We start from the raw sequence: 21,017 nt of genomic DNA, 5'->3' as shown, positions 1-21,017 counted from the left end.
GGCGTGAAGGCCCCTCCTCCTATCTGCCTGTGCGTGATGCTTCTTGGGTGCGCGCGAAGAGCCGCGACGGCGGGGCCGCCGCGGCGCGCGGGTCGGGGAGGTGCCCCGGGGGCGGGAGGCTCAGGCGAGTTCCAGTGCCGTGGCCGCGGCGTGGGCGTCCACCGGGATCGTCAGCGGCGTCGGCGCGCCGGAGATCGCCCAGTCGGGGTCCTTGAGGCCGTTGCCGGTGACCGTGCAGACGATCCGCTGGCCGGGGTCGACGAGGCCCTGACCGTGGGCCTGCAGCAGGCCCGCGACGCTGGCGGCGGAGGCCAGCTCGACGAAGACGCCCTCCTCCTGGGCCAGCAGCTTGTAGGCGGCGGCGATCTGACGGTCGGTCACGGCCTGGATGACGCCGCCCGAGTCGTCGCGGGCCGCCTCGGCGAGCTGCCAGGAGGCGGGGTTGCCGATGCGGATCGCGGTGGCGATCGTGTGCGGGTGGGTCACCGGGGCGCCGTTGACGATCGGCGCGGAGCCGCTGGCCTGGAAGCCGAACATGCGCGGGCTCCTGGTCGAGACGCCGTCCTTGGCGTACTCGGTGTAGCCCATCCAGTACGCGGAGATGTTGCCCGCGTTGCCCACGGGGATGCAGTGGATGTCCGGGGCGTCGCCGAGGGCGTCCACGATCTCGAAGGCGGCGGTCTTCTGCCCCTGGAGGCGGAACGGGTTGACCGAGTTGACCAGGGCGATCGGGTAGTTCTCCGACAGCTTCCTGGTCATGTCGAGACAGTCGTCGAAGGAACCCTCGACCTGGATCAGCCTGGCCCCGTGCACGAGCGCCTGCGCCAGCTTGCCCATCGCGATCTTGCCGCGGGGCACGAGCACGGCGCAGGTCAGGCCCGCGCGGACGGCGTAGGCGGCGGCCGAGGCGCTGGTGTTGCCCGTCGAGGCGCAGATGACGGCCTTGGCGCCCTCCTCCACGGCCTTGCTGATGGCCATGGTCATGCCACGGTCCTTGAAGCTGCCGGTGGGGTTGGCCCCCTCGACCTTGAGGTAGACCTCACAGCCCGTCAGCGCCGAGACCCGGTGCGCCGGGACAAGGGGTGTGCCCCCCTCAAGGAGCGTGACAACGGGCGTCGCCGTGGTCACCGGAAGTCGGTCACGGTACTCCTCGATGAGGCCACGCCACGCCCTGCTCATCATTGCTCCTCCCGCGCGTTACAGGCACGCGCGTTCTACCTGCGGTGTTAGGCAGCAAGTCTACGGGTAATGGGATCTGCGCGGGGATCGGCCGTCCACCAACTGGACACCTCAAGCGTCTCCCCAGGAAACGCTCAGGAAGCGTGGGTACTGTCATCGGGTCCTGAGAAGCGGGAACGCAGACAAGGAGCGGCGGAACATGGCGGGCGGAGTGGCGACCGAACGGCCCCCGATCCGGCACAACGACTACTCCCCTCTCGATCCGCCGCCGCTTGGTGACTGGGATCCCTCCCTGTCGGTCAGCGTGATCGTCCCCGCGTACGGCGGGCAGCACGCGCTCGACCTCACCCTCGCCTCCCTGGCCGCGCAGACCTATCCCGGTCACCTCATGGAGGTGATCGTGGTGGACGACGGCAGCGACCCGCCGCTGCGGCTGCCGGAGATCGCCCCCGAGGGCGCCAGGATCGTCTCCTCGGCCCCCGACGGCTGGGGCATCGCGCACGCGCTCAACACCGGGGCCGCCGTGGCGGAGGGGCGGATCATCCAGCGGCTCGACGCCGACATGGTCGTCTGGCCCGAGCACATCGAGGCGCTGGCCCGCTGGCACCACCTGAGCGACTACCTGGTCACCATCGGTGGCAAGAGGTTCGTCGAGGAGCCGCCGGGCGACCTCTCCCCCGAGGGGCTGTACGAGCACGCGCGGGCGGGCTCCCTCGGGGAGGTCCTCGACCTGTCGAACGCGCTGGCCAGTTCGACGGAGCAGACGATCTCCCGCACCAACGGGCTGCGCAGCAGCCGCAACCCCTACCACGTGTGCACGGGACCCACGGTCTCGATGCGGCGGGAGACCTTCCACGCCGTGGGCGGGGTCGATCCCGGCGTGCTGCGGGGCGAGGACACCGAGTTCGCCTACCGCCTCGCCACCCACGGGGTGGTCTTCGTGCCCGACATGGCCGCCAGGGCCGCCCACCTGGGGCTTCCCGCGCAGCGCCTCGACCGGGACCGGGCCGTCAGGGCCGTCGCCCCCTACCTGGCCCACCGGGTCCCGCTCCGCCGTGACCTGCGCAAGGACGGGGGCAGGCGGTGGCTGGTGCCGTACGTGGAGGTGGTCCTGCACGTGGACGCCGGCGAGGAGCGGGTGCGCGCGGCGGTGAGCGCGGCGCTCGAAGGGTCGGTCTCCGACGTCCGGGTCACCCTGGTCGCGCCGTGGTCGCGCCTGTCGCCGGGGAGGCACGCGGTGCTCGGCGATCCGTCGTTCGAGCTGCGGCTGATGCGTGAGCACTTCGCCCACGACGAGCGGATCAGGCTGGCCGACGAGGTCTCCGCGACGCCGGGGCCGACGCCGTTCCGCTACACGGGGCCGGTCTCCGTCCCGCTCGGCCGTCAGACGCTTGAGCGGATGATCGCCGCGGTCCAGGAGGACCGCTCCGGCATGCTCGTGGTCGATCTCGGCGAGGAGGGCTCGGCGACGCTGGAGCGGGCCGAGGCGCTGGGCAGGGCCAGGCTGCTCGGCGCCGACGACGTCGTCACCTCGATCAAGGCCACCCATGGCGTACGGCACGGCACGAAGGCGGAGTTCTGGCCCGTGCCCCGCCCCCAGGCGCCCAAGCCCTGTGCGAGTCAGCCCTCCGCCTCACGGGCGACCCGGTCCCTGCGCTCCAAACTCGGGGCTGCCCTCAGGCAGTTGCGCGCCTAGCTCCTGCGGGAGGGGGACGACGCGACGCCGTACGGCCAGGCCGAAGGCGACGACGAGCAGGCCCGCCACGCCCGCGACGGCGAAGGGCGCCGCGGGCCAGGAGTCGAAGAACAGCCCGCCGACCGTGGAGATCACGAGGATGCCGATGGCGCCGCAGAGCGTCTGCACGCCGTAGGCGGAGGCCCGCACGGCCGGGGGAACCTGCTGGGCCAGCAGCGGACCGGCGGTGACGATGGCGGCGATCTCGCCGAGGCCGATGAGCGCGGCCACGACCATGATGCCGGAGCCGAGGGGGTCGCTGACCAGCAGCGTGGACAGGTAGGCGGCGGCGGCCAGGGCCTGGGCGACCAGGACGGCGTCCTGGCGGCGCAGCCGGTCGCCGAGCCAGCCGAACAGCGGGGCCGTGAAGGTGGCGACCGTCTGCGCGACGCCGACCACGATCCCACCCCTGGCCAGGGCCTGCGCGGTGGTCATGTCGCCCTCGCGGACGGCGTGGACGACGACCCACAGCGGCAGGAACGCCGCGACGATGGACAGGTCGGCGCGGGCCACGAACGACGCCGCGTACGACAGGGCGACCCCGGGGTCGCGAGCGAGGGTGAGTCCCTCCCTGACCAGGCGGGCCAGCGGGACGCGCGCGGAGGCCGCGTCGACCCTGAGCCTGGAGAGGGTGAACCACATCAGCGCGGCGACGGCCAGGGTGATCAGGGCGACGATCAGGAACGAGTAGCGGGTCGCGCTGACCGCGGCCTCGGTGCCTCCCGAGTCCCCGCCGAGGTTCCTTTCGAGGATCGAGGGCAGGCGGACGAGGCCGAGGACGGCGACCATGGCGCCCAGCCCGCTGAACAGGCCGATCAGCCCGTAGGACTTGCTGCGTGAGCGGTCGCGGACGTAGTCGATGGCGACCGTGGCGAGCATCCCGTTGAGGGCCGCGACGCCGAGGGCGAAGACGACCCTGAGCACGACGAGGACGGTCACGTTGCCCGCGTAGGGGAACAGCAGGCTGGACAGGCCGCACAGCGCGAACCCGGTCACCACGACGGGACGCCTGCCGAAGCGGTCGGCCAGCGCGCCGTACCACGGGAGGGTGAGGATCATCGCGATCTCGGCGGCGGCGGCCAGCAGGGCGACCACCCTGCCCTGGTCGGCGCCGTGGCCGTCGAGCACTCCGGCCAGCAGGATCGGCTGGGCGGCGGGCAGGAAGGTGATGATCATGGTCGCGGCGAACGCCATGACCATGGACGCCACCAGGTTGCCTGGGCGGATGCCGTCGGACAGATGGAGCCCCAGGAAGCGGCGCGAGGGGAAGGCGGCCATGTGGCGATCTTGCCAGCCATCTGATCGCTTCTCCAGCGTTACCAGTCGATATGATCACGACAATTCCGGAAATATTTCCACCGGGGAGCAGCACGTGACCGATCAGGCACCAAAAGGCATCAACACCCAGATACCTAACGTTGCACGCATGTACGACTACTATCTGGGCGGCAAGGACAACTTTCCCGCTGACCGGGAGGCGGCGGAGCGGGCCCTGACGGTCGTCCCCGAGATCAGATACAGCGCCAGGTCCAACCGCGCCTTCCTGCGCCGCACCGTCGACTTCGTCGCCAGGACCGGCATCGACCAGTTCCTCGACGTCGGCGCCGGGCTCCCCACCCAGAACAACGTCCACCAGGTCGCCCCCGGCGCCAAGGTGGTCTACGTCGACAACGACCCGACCGTGCTGGTCCACGGCAGGGCGATCCTCGGCAAGAACGAGAACGTGACCATCGTCGAGGGGGACGTGCGCCGCCCCCGCGAGATCCTGGAGCACCCGGACGTCCGCGCCGCGCTCGACTTCGACAGGCCGATCGGCGTCCTGCTGCTGGCGATCATGCACTTCGTGCCCGACGAGGACGACCCCTCGGGGATCCTCGCGACGTTCCGCGAGGCCATGGTCCCCGGCAGTCACCTGGTCATGTCACACGTCGCCATCGACGCCAGGCCCGCGGCGGCCGACGGCGTCACCAAGGTCTACGACCGGGCCTCCTCGCCCTTCGTGGCCAGGACCGGCTCGGAGATCATCCGGCTGTTCGACGGCTTCGACGTGGTCGAGCCCGGCATCGTCAACCTGCCCGAGTGGCGCCCCGACCCCAGGGACGCCGTGCCGTACAAGGGGATCGGGTCCTACTTCCTCGGCGGCGTCGGGGTGGTCAACGGCGACGGGTGATCGCCCGCTTCACCGAGGACAGCAGGCCGTACTGGACGACCTTCCTCGCGGCGGCCAGCTCCTTGCGCAGGGCGCCGACCTCGCGCCGCAGCTCGACGGCGCTCCTGCGCCAGCGGCCCGACTCCTCGCGCCACCGGGTCACCTGGCCGCGCAGTCGCTCGACCTCTTTGGTGAGGCGGGCGATCTCGGCCTGCGCCTCGGCCCTGGCCCGGTAGGCGCCCCTGCGCCCGGTCGGCGTCCTGGCCTCCCGCAGGAAGCCGTAGGTCTCGCCGTCCACCCAGAACGTGCCGAAGGTGTCCTGGACCGCGTCGTCGAGCGGCTCGCCGTCGGCGACCACGATGGCCGCGCGGGCGAAGGCGGCGGCGCGCTCCAGCCTGGCCACGGTGATGTCCCGCCCTGAGTCTTCCGCCAGCAGCACGCTGACCAGGCCGTATCCGCCCTCCGTCGCCAGGTCGAGCAGGCGCGCGAGGGTGTCCTCCCCCGGTGTCCACCCCGCCGGCAGCCGCAGCCGGTACGGCACGGCCCCCCAGGACGGCTCCGCCCGACCATCTGGCGACGGCGCGAACCGCACCCGGCCCTCGTGCGCGTAGTGACCGAGGATCAGCGTCAGGTCGAGGTCGGGGTCGCGCAGCGGGGCACGTCCCTCGGCGCCCGCGCGCTCCCAGGGACCGGCGACGGTGACCGCGACGTCGGGCACGGTGCCCGCGAGCACGGCGTCCACGCTCGCCCTGACCTCGTCGTAGCCGGGGTCGCCGTCACTCTCGACGACCACCTCCAGGTAGGGCACCTTCCACTGCCGCGCCGGGTGGGAGCGCAGCCAGCGGTAGGCCGGGATCCGATCGGCCACGAAGGCGTGACTGACCCGGTCGATCGGCGCCTTGTCGCGCATCCGCATGGTCGGTCCCAGGTGGAAGGCGCGGGCCAGCGGCTCCGGCACGAAGACCGCGCCCGCCTGGGCCAGCCGGTAACCCATCTCGGTGTCCTGACCGAGGACCAGGTCGGTGTCCATGGGGCCCGCCTCGGCCAGCAGCGCGGCGTTGACCGAGGTCGCGCCGCCGACGTGCAGGCTGAAGGCCCGGCTGCGGCCGTCGGTCAGGCCCGAGGTGCGCTCGACGAGATCGACCAGCCAGGCGTGCGGCTCCGCGGGCTCGAACAGCTCGGCCAGGTCCTGCGCCCCGGCCACCCGCGCCGCCGTGGGCAGCGGCGCGGGCGTGAAGCGCAGCCGCCCGGTCACCACGAGGTACGGCGCGGCGTGGTGCCAGCGCATGTGCGCCTCGACGGCCTGCCGGTCCAGCACCACGTCGGCGTCGAGCCAGTGAACGACGTCGCCGGTCGCGGCCCGCAGCCCGGCGTTGCGGGCGTGCGCCCTGCCGGGGACCGGGCAGGGGACCAGCCGGGTGCCCCTGGGCCGCAGCTCGGGCAGGCGCAACGGCGGGTCACTGCCGTTGTCGACCACGATGACCTCGGTCAGGTCCTCGGGGTAGGTCTGGCGCGCGAGCCCGGCGAGCGCCAGGTCGAGTTTCTCCTGACCGCCGTAGGCCGGGACGACCACGCTGACCCGCAGCGACGGCGTCCACTCCCCCAGCTCGGGCGGGGTGAGGGTGCGGTAGTCGTTGCCCGCGACCCGCGCGATCACGAGGCCTCCAGGAGCAGGCTCGGCCGGAAGCCACACCACTGGTTCGTCGCGACGCGCAGGAAGTGGGCAAGCGGCAGCCGCCAGGTGTGCTCGGCGCTCACCGAGCGTCGCAGCACGTAGCCGAGGCCGTGGGTGCGGTAGATCCGCGCGCCCTCGGCGTGCGCGGCCTTCAGGAAGGCCGCGTCCACCCCGCGCGGCAGGGCGGGGAAGCCCCCGGTGCCGGTGAACACGTCTCTGCCGGTCAGGATGGTGCCGCCCGCCACGTGGTCGGACCAGATCTCTCCGGTGTAGTCGGTACGGCGGACCGTGACGTTCAGCGGTTCGAGGTAGAAGAACTCGGCGGCGGTGCCCACGATGTCGGCACCCGTGTAGGCCCTGGCCAGCAGGAGGTCGGCCAGGTGCTCGGGGCCGTACCAGTCGTCGTCGTCCCACTTGGCGACGTACTCGCCGGAGGCCCTTGTCGCCGCCAGGTTGAGCACCTCGCCGAAGGGCGTGGCCGCGGGCGCCTCGACCACCGTGACCGGCAGGCCGCTGGCCGCGATGGCGTGCCGTACCTCGGGGTGGTCGGCGGGGACGCCGTGCAGGCCGAGCAGGACCTCGACCTCGACCCGGCGCTGGGCGGCGATCTGGGCGAGTGCCCCGCCGAGCAGGTGGGGGCGCATGGTGGACATCACGACGCTGACGGCCGGGGTGCCCAAGGGGCGAACGCCCAGTTGGGGCAGGCCGTGGCGGCGCAGCCGTACGCTGTGCTCCTCCCTGCGCAGGGCGGTCACCGAGTGCGGCGGCGGGTTCTCCGCGGGCTCCTCCGGGGTCCAGGCCGCCAGCAGGCGGGCGAGGCCGGGATCGGTCCAGGCGGGTGAGACGGCGGCGCGCAGCGGGACTCCGGCGGCGGCGAGCGCGAGGAGCGCGTCCACGGGGACCTCCCGCTCCGGCCAGACGACCTCAAGGCCGAGCAGCGGCCTGAGCGCGGCGACCCGTCCGGCCTCGGGACGCCCCCCGACCGGCTCTCCCGCCAGCCATTCCGAGCCGGACCACGCCAGCTCGGCCATCCCCTCCTCCGCCGCCCGCAGGAAGCCTGCCGGGGTCGCGGAAAGGGCGGAGGTTACAGAAAGGACAGGGGAGGAGAGCGGTGGCGGGGAGGGCACCGGTGAAGGATATCGAGGCCCGGAGATCACTTCCTAGGCCGTCCCGAGGTTGACACGGGCACTCACTGACGGTCACTCACAGCATTCACCCAGGTCACAAAAACCTTGAGGTTTCTCGTTTCTCGCTATATCCACTCATGTGGAGTAGATAGCCTCAAACACTCCCCCCGACAGACAGGCAACGAACGACAGAGCGGCACGGAAGGTAAGCGCGGATGTCCACGCCCCGAAAATTGACGCTACTGACGGCGATCACCGGCCCGCTGGCCGTGGTCGCGCTGGCCCTGCTCACGGCCCTGGGCGCCGTCTCCGTCACGGTCGCCCTCACGCTCGCCGCGGCGGCGGCCGTCCTGGCCGCCCAGGCGCTGATCCTCGTCACCCTGCGCAGGACCGACGGCAAGGCCCTGCGCGTCGACAACCGGGTCAAGCGCCAGGAGGCGGAGCTGGCCAGGGTCAGGGCCGCCGTCGAACGGCTGGACGGGCGGCTCGACGAGATCGTCTCCCTGCTCAGGGAGGAGAGCGGCAGACACGAGGAGGACCTGAGGGCGATCCTGGTCTCCCTCGGTGAGGACCGGCTCGCCGCCGTCCCCCGCCGCAGGGAGATGGAGGAGATGGTCAGCGAACTGCTGCCGAAGCTCGCCGCGGCCGAGGCCAGGCCCTGGAGGGCCGGGCCAGAGGGCGCGGCGTGAGTGAGTCCCGAGAGCGCCGGGGGGCGGGCTCCGGCACGACCCCCGTGGACGGAGAGGGCGGCGCGCTCAGGACGGGCGGGGAGGACGGCACGGGACAGGTCGCCGTTCCCCCCGCCCATGACACCCGGGAGACCGTCCGGATCAGGCACAACGACTACGGCTCGCTGACCCCGCCCGAGCTCGGCCGCTGGGAACCCCGGCTCGGGGTGAGCGTGGTGATCGCCGCCTACGACTGCCAGGAGTCCCTGGACCGCACGCTCGCCTCCCTGGCCGCGCAGACCTATCCCGGGGACCTGACCGAGGTCATCGTCGCCGACGACGGCAGCGACCCGCCGCTTCGCCTGCCGGAGACCGCCCCGGCCCACACCAGGATCGTCCGGGTCCCCGAGGGCCGCTGGGGCCGTGGCTGGGCGCGCCAGACCGGTGCCGCCGAGGCGACCGGCGACGTCCTGCACTGGGTGGACGCCGACGTGATCCTGGACCGGGAGCACGTGGAGGCGCACATGCGCTGGCACCACCTGGCGCCGTACGTGGTCGTGCTCGGCGACGTCCGCTTCACCCCGGAGCCCTCCGGGCAGGCGCCCGGCGCCCAGGAGGTCCTCACCGCCGTACGGCACGGCCGGGCCGACGGCCTCTTCCCCGCCTCGGTACCGCACGCCTGGCGGGCCGACCGGCTGGCCGAGACCAACCGGCTGCGGGAGGCGGGCTCGCGGGCCTACCAGCTCCACTCGGGCGCCTCGACCTCGGTCCCGCTGACGCTGCTGCGCGCCGCGGGCGGGGTGAACACGGCGCTGAACATGGGCGAGGACACCGACCTGGGCTTCCGGCTGGCCCAGGCGGGGGCGGTCTTCGTCCCCGACGCCGACGCGGTGTGCTGGCACCTGGGCCCCTCCACGGTCATGACCAGGGAGAAGGAGGTGCACCGGCACAACTGGTCGGTGCTGCCCGACCTCATCCCCGACCTGCGCTGGCTGCGCACCCACCCGCGCAGGACCTGGCTGGTGCCGTACGTGCGCGTCGTCGTGGACGCGGCTGGGGCCACCTACGAGGAGGTCAGGGCGAGCGTGGACGCCGCGCTCGCGGGCACCCTCGCCGACGTCGCCGTCACCGTGACCGGCCCGTGGTCCGCCCTGCCGGAAGGACGGCGTTCCTCCCTCGACGAGCCGCTGCTCGACCTTCGTCTGGTGCGCAACCTGTACGCCAACGAGCCCCGTGTCTCCTTCGCGGAGACGGTCCCCGACGCGGCCCCTTCCCCCTTTCGCCTCATCTGCCCCGCCGGGTGGGCGCTCGGCGCCGACACCCTCGACAGGCTGGTCAAACACGCCGAGGGCGAGGAGTACGGCCTGCTGAGCGTGGTGCTCGACGAGCGGGAGAGCGGGATCACGGCTGCGAGGCTCGAACGCGTCGCGGCCTTCGCCAGGGCGGCTCTGGTCCCCGGCGGTGACCCGGACGACCTCGTGCACGAGATGTTCGGCTCCCTCTGGGTCGGCGGCGAGGAGTACGGCTTCGCCCCCGCGGAGCGGATCCAGCCCGTGGCCGGGGACACCGCCAGGTGGCGGGCGGAGGCGGCCAGGTGGCGGCGCGAGGCCGAGCGCCTTGAGGACGAGGTGGAGAGCCTGCGCCGGGAGGCGCGGGAGCTGCGCGAGCGGGCCGAACGCGCCGACGCCGAACGGCGGCGCGGCCCGATCGGCGAGATCATCGCGACCGTGCGGCACAGGAGGGCGGGCTGATGTCGTTCCTGACCGACCTGCTCGGCGGCCGGGACGCCCGTGGCCTGCTGGTCTGCTGCGCCGGGTTCGACACCCCCGAAGAGGTCGCGCCGTACCGGATGACGGATCTCGACGGTGACCTCGGCGGCCTGCCGGGGGCGCAGGAGAGCGTGACGGAGGTCCTCGTCGTCGCCAGGACGCCGACCGACGTCCGCAGGGCGGCGGCGCTGCAGTCCCTGCTGCCCCTGGCGTCGCGGGTCACGGTCGCCGTCGAGGAGACCCCGTACTGGTACACCGCTCCGGTGATCTCCCCCACGCCCGCGCACCGCTGGCGGTCGCTGACCGAGCTGCGGGTGCACCGGCCCGCGAAGGCCGCCTGGGCGGTCGAGGCGCGATTCTCCAAGCCCACGCCCGCGGGCCGTACGCTCGCCGCGACGGCCAGGGCGTTCGGCGGGCACGCGCTGGACGCGGTCGCGGCACCGGTCGCCGGTCTGGCGGGGCCGGGGGCGGCGCACTGGCGTCCCGGCGACCCCAACGCCGCCCCCACCCCCATGACGGGCCCGGTCCCCGAACGGTTCGGCGCCCCGGGAGCCGATCTCGTCCTGCGCGTCACCGGCGAGGAGCCGCCGCCGTGGGAGGGCGCGGGGACCCCGGTCGACCGCCCGGCCGCCGAGCTGATGAGCTGGGAGCGGCTCGGCCGTCCAGGAGGGGCGGGCATCCTGCGCAGCGGCCTGGGAGACCTGTCCGAGCCCAGGACCATCCCGCCCGTCGACGACCGCTCGGTCAACCCGATGGGCTTCGTCACCGTGCCCTCTCTCGGCATGGCCGACCTGTCCGTCGAGTCGGGCCGCTGGGCGATCACCTGCGAGGGACGCACGCTCACGGTCCTGGGCGCCTCCGGCTGCGTCACCGATGTGGACGTCACCAGGATCAGGCAGGTCAGAGGGGTGCGCGTGGACTGGCGACGGGGCCACAGCGGGCCGCTCGCCGCACTGCGGGTCGTCACCGGGCTCGCCGCCGCGGGCGTCCCGCTGGTCTGCGAGGCCGTACCGTCCTGGGCGGGCGCGCTCGGCCCCGGCCTCGCCGAGTTGCTCACCGCCGCCGACGAGACCACGCTCGCCGACGACCTGACCCGCGAGGAGCACAGCGTACGGCTGCGCAGGCAGGCGTTGCGCGTCCACGGCGTGCGGGCCCGCTGGGAGCAGCTCGGCGTCCCCGTGGCCCCCGTGGCACCGGCCCCCTCGGTCTCGGTGCTGCTGGCGACCCGGCGCCCGGAGATGGTGCGCTTCGCGGTCGAGCAGCTGTCCAGGCAGCGCGGCGTCGAGTTCGAGGTGGTCCTCGCCCTGCACGGCATCCCCTCCGGGCATCCGGACGTGGCCGAGGCGCTGGCCTCCTACGACCGGCCGCTCACCGTGTTCGAGGCGGACCGGGCGAGCGTGTTCGGCGCGGTCCTCAACGAGGCCGCTTCCAGGGCGTCGGGGGCGTTCCTGCTGAAGATGGACGACGACGACTGGTACGGCCCCGACTTCGTCTCCGACCTGCTGCTCGCCCACTCCTACTCGGGGGCGCAGGTGGTCGGCATGGTGCCCGAGTTCGTCTACCTCGCCTCGATCGGGGTGACGGTGCACCGGGAGCAGATCACCGAGCAGATCACCAACTTCATCGCGGGAGGGACCATCCTCGCCGAACGTTCGGCCTTCCACGCGGTAGGGGGCTTCCGCCCGCTGCCGGGCACGATCGACGCCCAGTTCCAGCACGCCGTACAGGCCGCGGGTGGGCAGATCTACCGCACGCAGGGGCTGGGATACGTCCTGCGGCGCGGCAACGCGGCCGGTCACACCTGGCGTGAGCCGATCGGCACGTTCCTGCGGCGCAACAAACGCCAGTGGCGCGGCTTCCGGCCGAGCGCGCTGATGGAGCTGCCCGTGGAGGCGGGATGAGCGCGCGGATCCCCGGCAACGACTACGGCGTGCTGGAGCCGCCCGCGCCCGGCGCGTGGTCGCCGCGCATGGCGGTGAGCGTGGTGATCCCGGCCAGGGGAGGTCAGGACAGGCTCGACCTCACGCTGGCCGCCCTCGCCGCGCAGACCTACCCGGCCCACCTCATGGAGGTGGTCGTCGTGGACGACGGGAGCGTCCCTCCGCTGCGCGTCCCCGAGCTCGCCCCGGAACGCACCAGGATCGTCCGCTCCCCGCAGGGCAGGCGGGGCATCGCGGGCGCCCTGGAGACGGGTACGGCCGCGGCCGACGGTGAGGTGGTCCACAGGATGGACGCCGACATCGTCCCCTACCGGGAGCACGTCGAGACGCACATGCGCTGGCACCACCTGGCCGACTACCTGGTGGTGCTGGGACGGCTGCGCTTCACCGCCGCGGCCGGGCCCCTTCCCACTCCGGCCCAGGTCAGGAGGGCCGTGGTGGAGGACGGTGCCCACGCCCTCTTCGCAGAGGACCCCGAGCACGGGCACGGCTGGATCGACGAACTCGTCGCCGCCCACCGGGGCTTCCGCGACGCGCCGAGCCCCCTGCTGCACCGGGTCCACGTGGGGGCGACGGTCTCGCTGCCCGCCGCCCTGCTGAAGGAGGCGGGCGGGATGGACACCTCCCTGGTGCTCGGGGAGGACACCGAGCTGGGCTACCGGCTCACCCAGACCGGCGCGGTCTTCGTCCCCGACGCCGACGCGGTGTGCTGGCACCTGGGCACCACGACGGCGATGCGCAGACCGGCCGAGGTCAGACGGCACAACGAGCCGTTCATGGCCGACCGCGTGCCGTACCGGCGCAACCTGCGCTCCGACCCCGGCCGCCAGTGGCGGGTGCCGTACGTCGAGGTGGTCGTGGACGCGGCGGACGCCTCCTTCGAGGACGTCAGGGCGAGCGTGGACGGCGCGCTGGCGAGCACCCTGTCCGACGTGAGCGTGGTGCTGACCGGCCCGTGGGCGCTGCTCGACGCGCGTCCGCCCGGCGAGGACGGGCACCCGCCGCTGGACGACCCGCTGCTCGATTTGCGGCTGGCGCGCGGCCAGTACGCGGGCGACGGCCGGGTGCGCCTGGCCGAGCGTGTCCCCGCGACCTCCTTCCCCGCCCCCTTCAGGCTCACCTGCCCCGCCGGGTGGGTGCCGGGGGCCGAGAGTCTGGCCATGCTGGTCGAGCTGGCCGACCAGGACGACGAGGGGTTGCTGCTCGTCGCGCTCGACGAGGACGAGACGGGCGTCATCGCCGCGCGTCTTGAGCGGACCTCGGCCGTGGCCAGGGCGCTGCGCGTCGCCGCCGAGGGCGAGTCCCTAGACGACGTGATCGCCGACCTGTACGGCGCGACCTGGCTGGACGCCGAGTCGTGGCGGTTCAGGCCCGCCGCGCGCGCCTATCCGGCCTGGGCCACGGCCCGCAACAGGGAGGCCGTGCGCTGGCGCGCCGAGGCGGAGAAGCGGGGCCGGGAGGCCGAGCGCGCCAGGCAGCAGGTCGCCGCGCTCAAGGCCGAACTGCGTGAGCTGCGCGCCCAGGCGGCCAAGGGCAGTCGCGACACCGCGCGCTGGAAGGAGAAGGCGGAACAGCGCCGCCTTGAGGCGGTGACGTTGCGCAGGGAGCAGGACCGATCCCTGCTGCGGCGGGCGACCCGTCGCCTGCGGGGCCTCGTCGAGGGCCAACGCTGACCGGCGTTTCCCCCACCTTCCCCGGCGTTTCCCCGGGCTTCCCTTCGTTTCCGGCCTTCCCCGAGTTTCCCCTGGTTTCCCCTTGCAGCTTCCCCTTGGCGCCCTGGGCTTCTCCCGCTTTTTCTGGATATTTCCCCCCGTCTCCCCCGGCGTTTACCCACCTCGTTTCCCCTCCGTTTCCCCCTCTTTCCTCTTGACAACGCCCCCGTTTCCTCACCCGGCATCACGATGACACCACCCCGGACTTGCCATGGCGCCATCGTGGCGTCATAGTGGCGTCATGGATCTCGCGCCCTACGTCGATCATCTGCGCCGTGAGCTCGCGGTCGCCGCCGAGGCGGGCGGTGAGGAGGTGCGCACCGCCGCCAGGCAGCTCACCTCCTCCCTTGAGTCGACAGTCCGGCTCGTCCTGCTCGAAGCGCTGTCCACCGCCGCCGACGAGATCAGCCGCGACCTCGCTCCCGGCTCCGTCGAGGTACGGCTGCGCAGGCGCGACCCCGACTTCGTGGTGACGCCTCCCCCCACGGCCAGGCCGTTCGAGGAGACCGGGGCGCCCGCGCCCAAGAGCGCCCCACCGGAGACGGAGGACGGCGGCACGACGCGCCTGTCACTGCGGGTCCCCGAGCACCTCAAGCCACGCATCGAGGAGGCCGCGGGCCGGGAGGGACTGTCGGTCAATGCCTGGCTGGTCCGCGCCGTCTCCGCCGCCCTCGAATCCGGCGCCCGCCCCTCGGCCCCCCGGGCCACCCAGCGGGGTGAGCGGCGCTACACCGGCTGGGTTCGGTAGCCGACGACCTCAAGGAAGAGAGCGCCATGCCCACCTTCGACACCCCGGAACCGATCTTCGTCGTCATCGACATCGGGGCGGGCCACATCCGGCTCAACGCCTCCGAGCGCACCGACACGGTCGTGGACGTCCTGCCCGGTGACGAGCACGACGGCACCGACACGCGGGCCGCGGAGCAGACCCTGGTCGAGTACGCCCAGGGCAGGCTCCTGGTCAAGGCCCCCAGGAGCAGGATCGGCTCGCTGCTGGGCTGGGACGGCTCGGTCAGGGTCGCCATCGACCTGCCGGAGGGCTCCCGCGTCGACGTCAACGCCACGGCCGACCTCCACTGCGAGGGGCGGCTCGGCGAGTCCTCTCTGCGTACGGTCTCCGGCGACATCTGGCTCGGCCAGACCGGTGAGCTGCGGCTGAACACCTCCGACGGGGACGTCACGGTGATCCGCTCCGTCGGGCGCACCGAGGTCACCACGGCGAACGGCGAGATCAGGATCGGCGAGATCGACGGCCCCGCGATGGTCAGGACCGCCAACGGCGGCATCACCATCGGCGAGGTCACCGGCGACCTGCGGCTGAACACGGCCTACGGCGACATCACCGTGGGCCGCGCCCTGGCGAGCGTGGACGCCAGGACGGTCTCCGGGGACATCCGCATCGGCGAGGCCGTACGCGGCTCCGTCGTCCTTGAGACCTCCTACGGCAAGCTGAAGATCGGCGTCCGGGAGGGAAGCGCCGCCTGGCTCGACCTGAGCACGCCCTACGGCAGCGTCCGCAACACCCTGGAGGCCGTTGACGGCCCCGCTCCCTCGGACGAGACCGTCGAGGTGCGTGCCCGCACCCACTACGGCGACGTCGTGATCCACCGATCGTGAGAACCCTGAAAGAAGCGAAACGAGGGGCAGCATGCACACCTTCGCGATCTCGGCGTCCGGGCTGCGCGCGTCGTTCGGCGACAGGACCGTCCTGGACGGCCTCACCCTGGAGATCCCCCGGGGGACGGTCTTCGCGCTGCTCGGCGCGGAGGGCTCGGGCAAGACCACGATGATCCGGATCCTGTCCGGGCTGCTCGCCGCCGACGAGGGCCGGGTGCGGTTCGCCGGGGAGCGCGTGGGCCGCCATTCCCCTCTCGACGACTCACGCACCGGCGCGGAGAACCTGCTCCTGCTCGCGCTGCGGCACGGCCTCGACCAGGAGCGAGCCGTACGGCACGCGGCCGGCCTGCTCGACCGGCTCGGTCTGGCCGAGGCGGCGGAGCTGCCGGTCGCGGCCTACTCGGGCGGCATGCGGCGCAGGCTCGGCATCGCGACGGCCCTGGTCGGCGCCCCCGAGGTCGTCCTCCTCGACGAGCCGACCGGTGGCCTCGACCCACGGGGCCGCCGTGCCGTACGGCGGGTCCTGCGTGATCTCGCGGCCGAGGGCGTCACGGTCTTCCTGACGACGCGGCACCTGCGGGACGCGGGTGAGATCGCCGACCGGGTGGCGGTGCTGTCCCAGGGCAGGATCGTCGCCGAGGGAACCCCCGAGGAGCTGGGGCGTCTGACCCCCGGTGGCCACGCCCACCTGCGCTTCGCCGACGCCGAGGAGCTCGAATGGGCAGCCCGCGCGCTGGGAGGCGTGCCCGGCGACGACGAGGCGTTCACGCTGCGGGTCCCGAACGACGGCAGCGTCGGCTCCCTGCGCGCCCTGCTCGCCCGGATCGACCACCAGTTACTCGCCGTCGACGGACTCTCCGTCCACGCCCCCGACCCCGACGACGTCTTCCTCGCCCTCACCACCCCGGGCTGAGGCCGTACGGTCAGCCGATCGCGTCCCGCAGCGTCATGACGACCGTGCCGCGACCCTTACGGGCCGCGAGCCAGGCCAGGAAGCCATCCAGGACCTTCGGTGAGACCGAGTAGAGTCCGCAGTCGTCGCAGACCCGGTGGAGGACCAGGGGCAGCACCCCGCCACCGGCCCGCTCGGCGTCGAGAACCCGCTGTCTCAGCTGCCGCAGCGTGGTGTCCTCGCGGACGGATCCCGGGGTGCGGATGCCGTACCTGTCCTCGGGACGCCGGGGCTCGGTCGCCGGGCAGCCGGGACAGCCCCACTGCCTGAGGCCGCCGACCGTGCGGGCGGCGTCGTAGCCGCACCCCCGCGCGACCGCCTTCGCCCGGGCGTCCACCGCGCCGAACGGATAGGCGAGGGTGACGGGCCGCAGCCCCCAGGAGACCAGCCTTTTGCGGTCGTCGCAGATCTGCCTGCGCTGGCCGTCCCGGGTCAGCTCGTCCAGCCGGACGTGGGTCAGGGTGTGGCCACCGACCTCGTGACCCTTCCTGGCCAGTGCGACGACCTGTTCACGGGTCAGTTTGCCCTTGCGGCCGACGGTCGCGGAGTTGACGTAGAACGTCCCCCGCATCCCCCTGCGCTCCAGCAGCCGTGCGGCCGCGACATGGGTGGCGTCCCCGTCGTCGAAGGTCAGCGAGACGACGGTCCTGACCTTCCCTGCGTGGGCGGGAGGCGTCACGGCCAGCATGACGAGCGCGACGGCCAACGTTCCCAGTCGGCGAACGGTCCTCACCACGGGTGCCTCTCTGGAGACGGCGCCCTTCCCATCAGGTGGGAAGGGCGCTCACGAGCCTCGTCAGGAGGCGTCCTCGCCCTCGACGCGCATGACACTCACCACGTCGCGGACGATGTCCATCTCCCGCAGTCCCTCGATGGTCGCCGAGAGCGCGGCGTCGCTGGCCCGGTGGGTCACCAGGACCAGCTGGGCGTCGTCGCCGTGCCCCTCCTGCCGGACGGTCTGGATGGAGACGTCCTGCTTGGCGAACATGTCGGCGACCCGGGCGAGAACACCCGGCTTGTCGGCGACGTCCAAGGAGACGTGGTAGCGCGTGACGGTCTCACCCATCGGGTGCGCGCCCAGGTCGGCGTAGGTGGACTCCTCGGGACCCTGGGTCCCGGCGAGGCGGTTGCGCGCGACGGCCACGAGGTCGCCGAGCACCGCGCTCGCGGTGGGAGCCCCACCGGCGCCCGCGCCGTAGAACATCAACTGCCCCGCCGAACGCGCCTCGACGAAGACCGCGTTGTAGGCCTCGCGCACCCCGGCCAGCGGGTGCGTCCTGGGGATCATGGCCGGGTGCACCCGGACCCCGAAGGAGCGTCCGTCGTCGGAGCGGGAGCAGATCGCCAGCAGCTTGATGACGTAACCCATGGCCTTGGCACTGGCCACGTCGGCGGCGGTGATCTCGGTGATGCCCTCGCGGTGCACGTCGGCGGCCGTCACCCGGCTGTGGAAGGCGATCCCGGCCAGGATGGCGGCCTTGGCCGCGGCGTCGAAGCCCTCCACGTCGGCCGTGGGGTCGGCCTCGGCGTAACCGAGCACCTGGGCCTCCTCAAGCGCGTCGGAGAAGGAGGCGCCGGAGGAGTCCATCTTGTCGAGGATGTAGTTGGTCGTGCCGTTGACGATGCCCAGCACCCGGTGCACGTGGTCACCGGCGAGCGACTCGCGCAGCGGCCTGATCAGCGGGATCGCGCCCGCCACGGCCGCCTCGTAGTACAGGTCGGCGTTGTTGGCCCTGGCGGCGGCGTGGATGGTCGCGCCGTCCTCCGCGAGGAGCGCCTTGTTGGCCGAGACGACCGACTTGCCGCTGTTCATCGCGGCCAGGATGAGGGACCTGGCCGGTTCGATGCCGCCGATCACCTCGATCACGATGTCCACGTCGTCCCGGGTGACCAGGGCCTCGGCGTCGGTGGTGAGCAGCGCGGGGTCGATGTCGGTGTCCCGCCTGCGACCAAGGCGCCGTACGGCGACGCCCGCCACCTCAAGCGGCGTCCCGACACGCGCCGCCAGGTCGTCGGCCTGCTCGTGCATCAGCCGGATCACCTGGGAACCGACGACGCCGCATCCGAGGAGAGCAACTTTCAGAGCCATACGGCCGCACTCCTCATCTCGTTTCCGGATCGTTTCACGCTTGTCCCCTCAGGAGGTCGTCCTCGGTCTCGCGGCGGACGATCACGCGGGACTCCCCTGCCTTGACCGCGACCACGGCGGGCCTGGGGAGGTAGTTGTAGTTGTTGGCGAGCGAGCGGCAGTAGGCGCCGGTACCCGCGACGGCGATCAGGTCGCCGGTGGCCAGGTCTCCCGGCAGCCACAGGTCACGCACGACCATGTCACCGCTCTCGCAGTGCTTGCCGACCAGGCGGGAGAGCATCGGCGGGGCCGTACTCTCACGCGAGGCGAGCCGCGCGGTGTACTCCGCGCCGTAGAGCGCGGTGCGGATGTTGTCGCTCATGCCGCCGTCGACGCTGACGTAGGTCCGCAGCCCCTCGACGTCCTTGATCGTGCCGACCTCATAGAGCGTCACGCCCGCCCGGCCCGCGATGGCGCGGCCGGGCTCGACGGTCAGCCGGGGAACCGGCAGCCCCGCGGACCGGGCGACCTTGGCCACGATCTCCCGCAGGCTGTCGGCGATCTCCTTGACGTCGGGCGCGACGTCGCCGTCCACGTAGGGGATGCCGTAGCCGCCGCCGAGGTCGAGCTCGGGCAGGACGACGCCGTGCTCCTCCTTGATCTGCACCAGGAGTGTGGCCAGGCGGCGCGCGGCCACCTCGAACCCGGCGGTGTCGGTGATCTGGGAACCGATGTGGGAGTGCAGGCCGACCAGTTCGAGCTGGGGCAGGGCGAGGATGCGCCTGGCCGCCTCGGCGGCGGCCCCGCTGCTCAGCGAGAAGCCGAACTTCTGGTCGTCGTGCGCGGTCGCGATGAACTCGTGGGTGTGCGCCTCGACACCGACGGTCACCCTGATCATGACCTGGGGACGCCTGCCGTGCTTGTCGGCGAGGAAGCCGAGACGGGCGATCTCCTCGAAGGAGTCGGCCACGATGTGCCCGACGCCGACCTCGACGGCCTTCTCCAGCTCGGCCAGGGACTTGTTGTTGCCGTGCATCGTGATCCGCTCGGGCGGGAAACCGACGCTCAGCGCGACGGCCAGCTCACCGGCGCTGCACACGTCGAGACCGAGGCCCTCGTCCATGATCCAGCGGGCGACCTCGCGGCACAGGAACGCCTTGCCCGCGTAGTGGACCTCGCCCCCGGTGAACGCCTCCCGGTAGTCGCGGCACCGCGAACGGAAGTCCTCCTCGTCCACCACGTAGAGCGGGCTGCCGTGCCGTGCGACCAGGTCCCTGACGTCCGCGCCTCCGATCGTGACCGAACCGTCGACGCGGCCGGACGTTCGCGACCAGATCGTGGGGTCGAGCGTGTTCAGGTCGGAGGGGACGTGGGGAGGGCGGTCCTCGGGCAGCACTTCGGCGTGCCGGTCACCGGCGGGATGGGCGAATCGACTCACCCTATCGAGGCTATCGGACCCGGTGATCCCCATGGGACGCGTGCCCACGTACCGAGACGTGATCATCCGAAAAACCGTGTGTTTTTCGCGGTTTCCGGGGATCTGGCTGGATAATTTTGTGTTTGCGGACGGCCCCGCCGTCAGGACACCTGTCTGGCGGGGGCGCCCCAGGTGTCACAGGAGGCCACCGTTCCCTTGCGTTCCCCCCGATTCACCCAGGCGATGGTATGGGCCCATGAGCCGTGCGTGCGCAGGTATGCCGCCATCTCCTCGGCCTTCGAGGGCTCCGGTTTCAGTCCGGCGTAGGCCTTGAACACCCTCCGCTGGAGTGCCAGCTCATCCGGCAGCACGGTGCGCAGCGTCACCGCGGCCAGACAGCTCGCCTGCAGTTCGGAGCGGCGCATGATCTCGTCGTCAAGAGGGCGCGTCATCCACCGGTCGGTGATCGCGCCGACGAACTGCGCGTGGTGGGCGTACTCGTGCGCGAGCACGAACCAGGGCGGCGGCTCCCCGTCGACGATCATCACGTTGACCACGTTCGTCCCGTAGCAGTAGAGCCCGCCCCACTCGAAGGAGAGCGACGCGCAGGCAGCCTCCTCAGGGGTGCGGACCAGGCGTACCTCGGGTTTGACGTAGGTGACCCCGACCTTCGCCAGCGTCTCCGTCCACATGCGGTCGAGGCAGAGCGCCAGGGCCCGCAGCCCCTGCTCGGTGTTCGAGGTGTCCGACAGGTCGCACCGGGCGTCCACGGGACCGAGCCCCCGGTAGGACTTGTGGGAGACCCTCAGCCACGCGGGCTGGGTCGGCGTCGCCGTCTTGGGAGCCGTGGGGGTCGCGGCCACGGCCGCCGCCGCCCGCATGGGTTCGTCTGACTTTTCCAGGTTGGTGATGATGTAGATGGCACCGGCGACGATCACGAGGACGAGGAGGACCGTCGGCACCCACCCGACGATGCCCCGACGTGGCGATCCGCTGCCCACCGGTCCCC

General features: G+C 72.4%; 17 protein-coding genes. 9 read left to right on the top strand and 8 right to left on the bottom strand.

From position 1 onward, the window contains the following. Positions 1–120 precede the first annotated feature (120 nt). Positions 121–1,179: a threonine synthase gene (gene thrC, locus FHS44_RS07860; protein WP_184713487.1), complete on the bottom strand. Its 1,059-nt coding sequence runs from the start codon at positions 1,177–1,179 to the stop codon at positions 121–123. A 199-nt stretch (positions 1,180–1,378) separates the two neighbouring features. Between thrC and FHS44_RS07855 the strand changes: the two genes are divergently transcribed. Next, a complete protein-coding gene (locus tag FHS44_RS07855; RefSeq protein WP_184713169.1) occupies positions 1,379–2,875 on the top strand; it encodes a glycosyltransferase family 2 protein in 1,497 nt (498 codons plus the stop codon). On the opposite strand, the gene FHS44_RS07850 is transcribed toward FHS44_RS07855, so the two are convergent. Beyond that, a complete protein-coding gene (locus tag FHS44_RS07850; RefSeq protein ID WP_184713168.1) occupies positions 2,813–4,192 on the bottom strand; it encodes an MFS transporter in 1,380 nt (459 codons plus the stop codon). The two genes, FHS44_RS07855 and FHS44_RS07850, sit on opposite strands and share 63 nt — an antisense overlap. A gap of 94 nt (positions 4,193–4,286) precedes the next feature. On the opposite strand from FHS44_RS07850, the gene FHS44_RS07845 reads away from it, so the two are divergent. Continuing rightward, positions 4,287–5,084 (top strand): SAM-dependent methyltransferase, encoded by a 798-nt coding sequence (locus tag FHS44_RS07845; RefSeq protein ID WP_184713167.1) that lies wholly within the window; start codon positions 4,287–4,289, stop codon positions 5,082–5,084. Here FHS44_RS07845 and FHS44_RS07840 read toward each other — a convergent pair. Both FHS44_RS07840 and FHS44_RS07835 read right to left on the bottom strand, forming a co-directional pair. After that, positions 5,068–6,720 (bottom strand): glycosyltransferase family 2 protein, encoded by a 1,653-nt coding sequence (locus tag FHS44_RS07840; protein WP_184713166.1) that lies wholly within the window; start codon positions 6,718–6,720, stop codon positions 5,068–5,070. The two genes, FHS44_RS07845 and FHS44_RS07840, sit on opposite strands and share 17 nt — an antisense overlap. Then, the gene (locus FHS44_RS07835; RefSeq protein ID WP_312863561.1) at positions 6,717–7,865 is read right to left on the bottom strand and encodes a glycosyltransferase family 2 protein; all 1,149 of its coding nucleotides are present in this window, start codon (positions 7,863–7,865) and stop codon (positions 6,717–6,719) included. The genes FHS44_RS07840 and FHS44_RS07835 overlap by 4 nt, the downstream gene beginning before the upstream one ends. A gap of 215 nt (positions 7,866–8,080) precedes the next feature. Between FHS44_RS07835 and FHS44_RS07830 the strand changes: the two genes are divergently transcribed. The 7 genes from FHS44_RS07830 to FHS44_RS07800 all read left to right on the top strand — a co-directional run bounded on the left by FHS44_RS07830 (position 8,081) and on the right by FHS44_RS07800 (position 16,484). Next, positions 8,081–8,554: a hypothetical protein gene (locus FHS44_RS07830; RefSeq protein ID WP_184713165.1), complete on the top strand. Its 474-nt coding sequence runs from the start codon at positions 8,081–8,083 to the stop codon at positions 8,552–8,554. Further along, positions 8,551–10,284 carry a glycosyltransferase family 2 protein gene (locus FHS44_RS07825; protein ID WP_184713164.1) on the top strand — a complete coding sequence of 578 codons (1,734 nt, stop codon included), beginning with the start codon at positions 8,551–8,553 and terminating at the stop codon, positions 10,282–10,284. The genes FHS44_RS07830 and FHS44_RS07825 overlap by 4 nt, the downstream gene beginning before the upstream one ends. Further along, complete coding sequence (locus FHS44_RS07820) at positions 10,284–12,203, top strand: glycosyltransferase family 2 protein (protein WP_184713163.1); 1,920 nt, start codon at positions 10,284–10,286, stop codon at positions 12,201–12,203. Before FHS44_RS07825 ends, FHS44_RS07820 begins: the two co-directional genes overlap by 1 nt. Beyond that, positions 12,200–13,915, top strand: coding sequence for a glycosyltransferase family 2 protein (locus FHS44_RS07815; protein ID WP_184713162.1), 1,716 nt, complete (start codon positions 12,200–12,202; stop codon positions 13,913–13,915). Before FHS44_RS07820 ends, FHS44_RS07815 begins: the two co-directional genes overlap by 4 nt. Before the next feature lie 280 nt (positions 13,916–14,195). Then, positions 14,196–14,702, top strand: coding sequence for a hypothetical protein (locus FHS44_RS07810; protein ID WP_184713161.1), 507 nt, complete (start codon positions 14,196–14,198; stop codon positions 14,700–14,702). Positions 14,703–14,728: 26 nt separating this feature from the next. Further along, positions 14,729–15,571 (top strand): DUF4097 family beta strand repeat-containing protein, encoded by an 843-nt coding sequence (locus tag FHS44_RS07805; protein ID WP_184713160.1) that lies wholly within the window; start codon positions 14,729–14,731, stop codon positions 15,569–15,571. Positions 15,572–15,602: 31 nt separating this feature from the next. Continuing rightward, on the top strand, positions 15,603–16,484 hold the full coding sequence (locus FHS44_RS07800) for an ABC transporter ATP-binding protein (protein WP_184713159.1): 882 nt from the start codon (positions 15,603–15,605) through the stop codon (positions 16,482–16,484). A 10-nt stretch (positions 16,485–16,494) separates the two neighbouring features. Here FHS44_RS07800 and FHS44_RS07795 read toward each other — a convergent pair whose 3' ends face one another. The 4 genes from FHS44_RS07795 to FHS44_RS07780 form a co-directional block, all read right to left on the bottom strand. Beyond that, on the bottom strand, positions 16,495–17,259 hold the full coding sequence (locus FHS44_RS07795; protein ID WP_184713158.1) for a polysaccharide deacetylase family protein: 765 nt from the start codon (positions 17,257–17,259) through the stop codon (positions 16,495–16,497). Positions 17,260–17,319: 60 nt separating this feature from the next. Next, positions 17,320–18,612 (bottom strand): homoserine dehydrogenase, encoded by a 1,293-nt coding sequence (locus tag FHS44_RS07790; protein WP_184713157.1) that lies wholly within the window; start codon positions 18,610–18,612, stop codon positions 17,320–17,322. 34 nt (positions 18,613–18,646) lie between these two features. Next, complete coding sequence (lysA, locus tag FHS44_RS07785) at positions 18,647–20,029, bottom strand: diaminopimelate decarboxylase (RefSeq protein ID WP_184713156.1); 1,383 nt, start codon at positions 20,027–20,029, stop codon at positions 18,647–18,649. Between the two features lie 140 nt (positions 20,030–20,169). Then, entirely contained in the window at positions 20,170–20,970 is an 801-nt protein-coding gene (locus FHS44_RS07780; RefSeq protein WP_184713155.1) for a neutral zinc metallopeptidase, read from the bottom strand. Positions 20,971–21,017: the final 47 nt, after the last annotated feature.

This window comes from Streptosporangium saharense (assembly GCF_014203715.1).
GTDB lineage: Bacteria > Actinomycetota > Actinomycetes > Streptosporangiales > Streptosporangiaceae > Streptosporangium > Streptosporangium saharense.
Note: the sequence above shows the minus strand (reverse complement) of the source record. Positions and strands in the feature narration are given on the sequence as shown.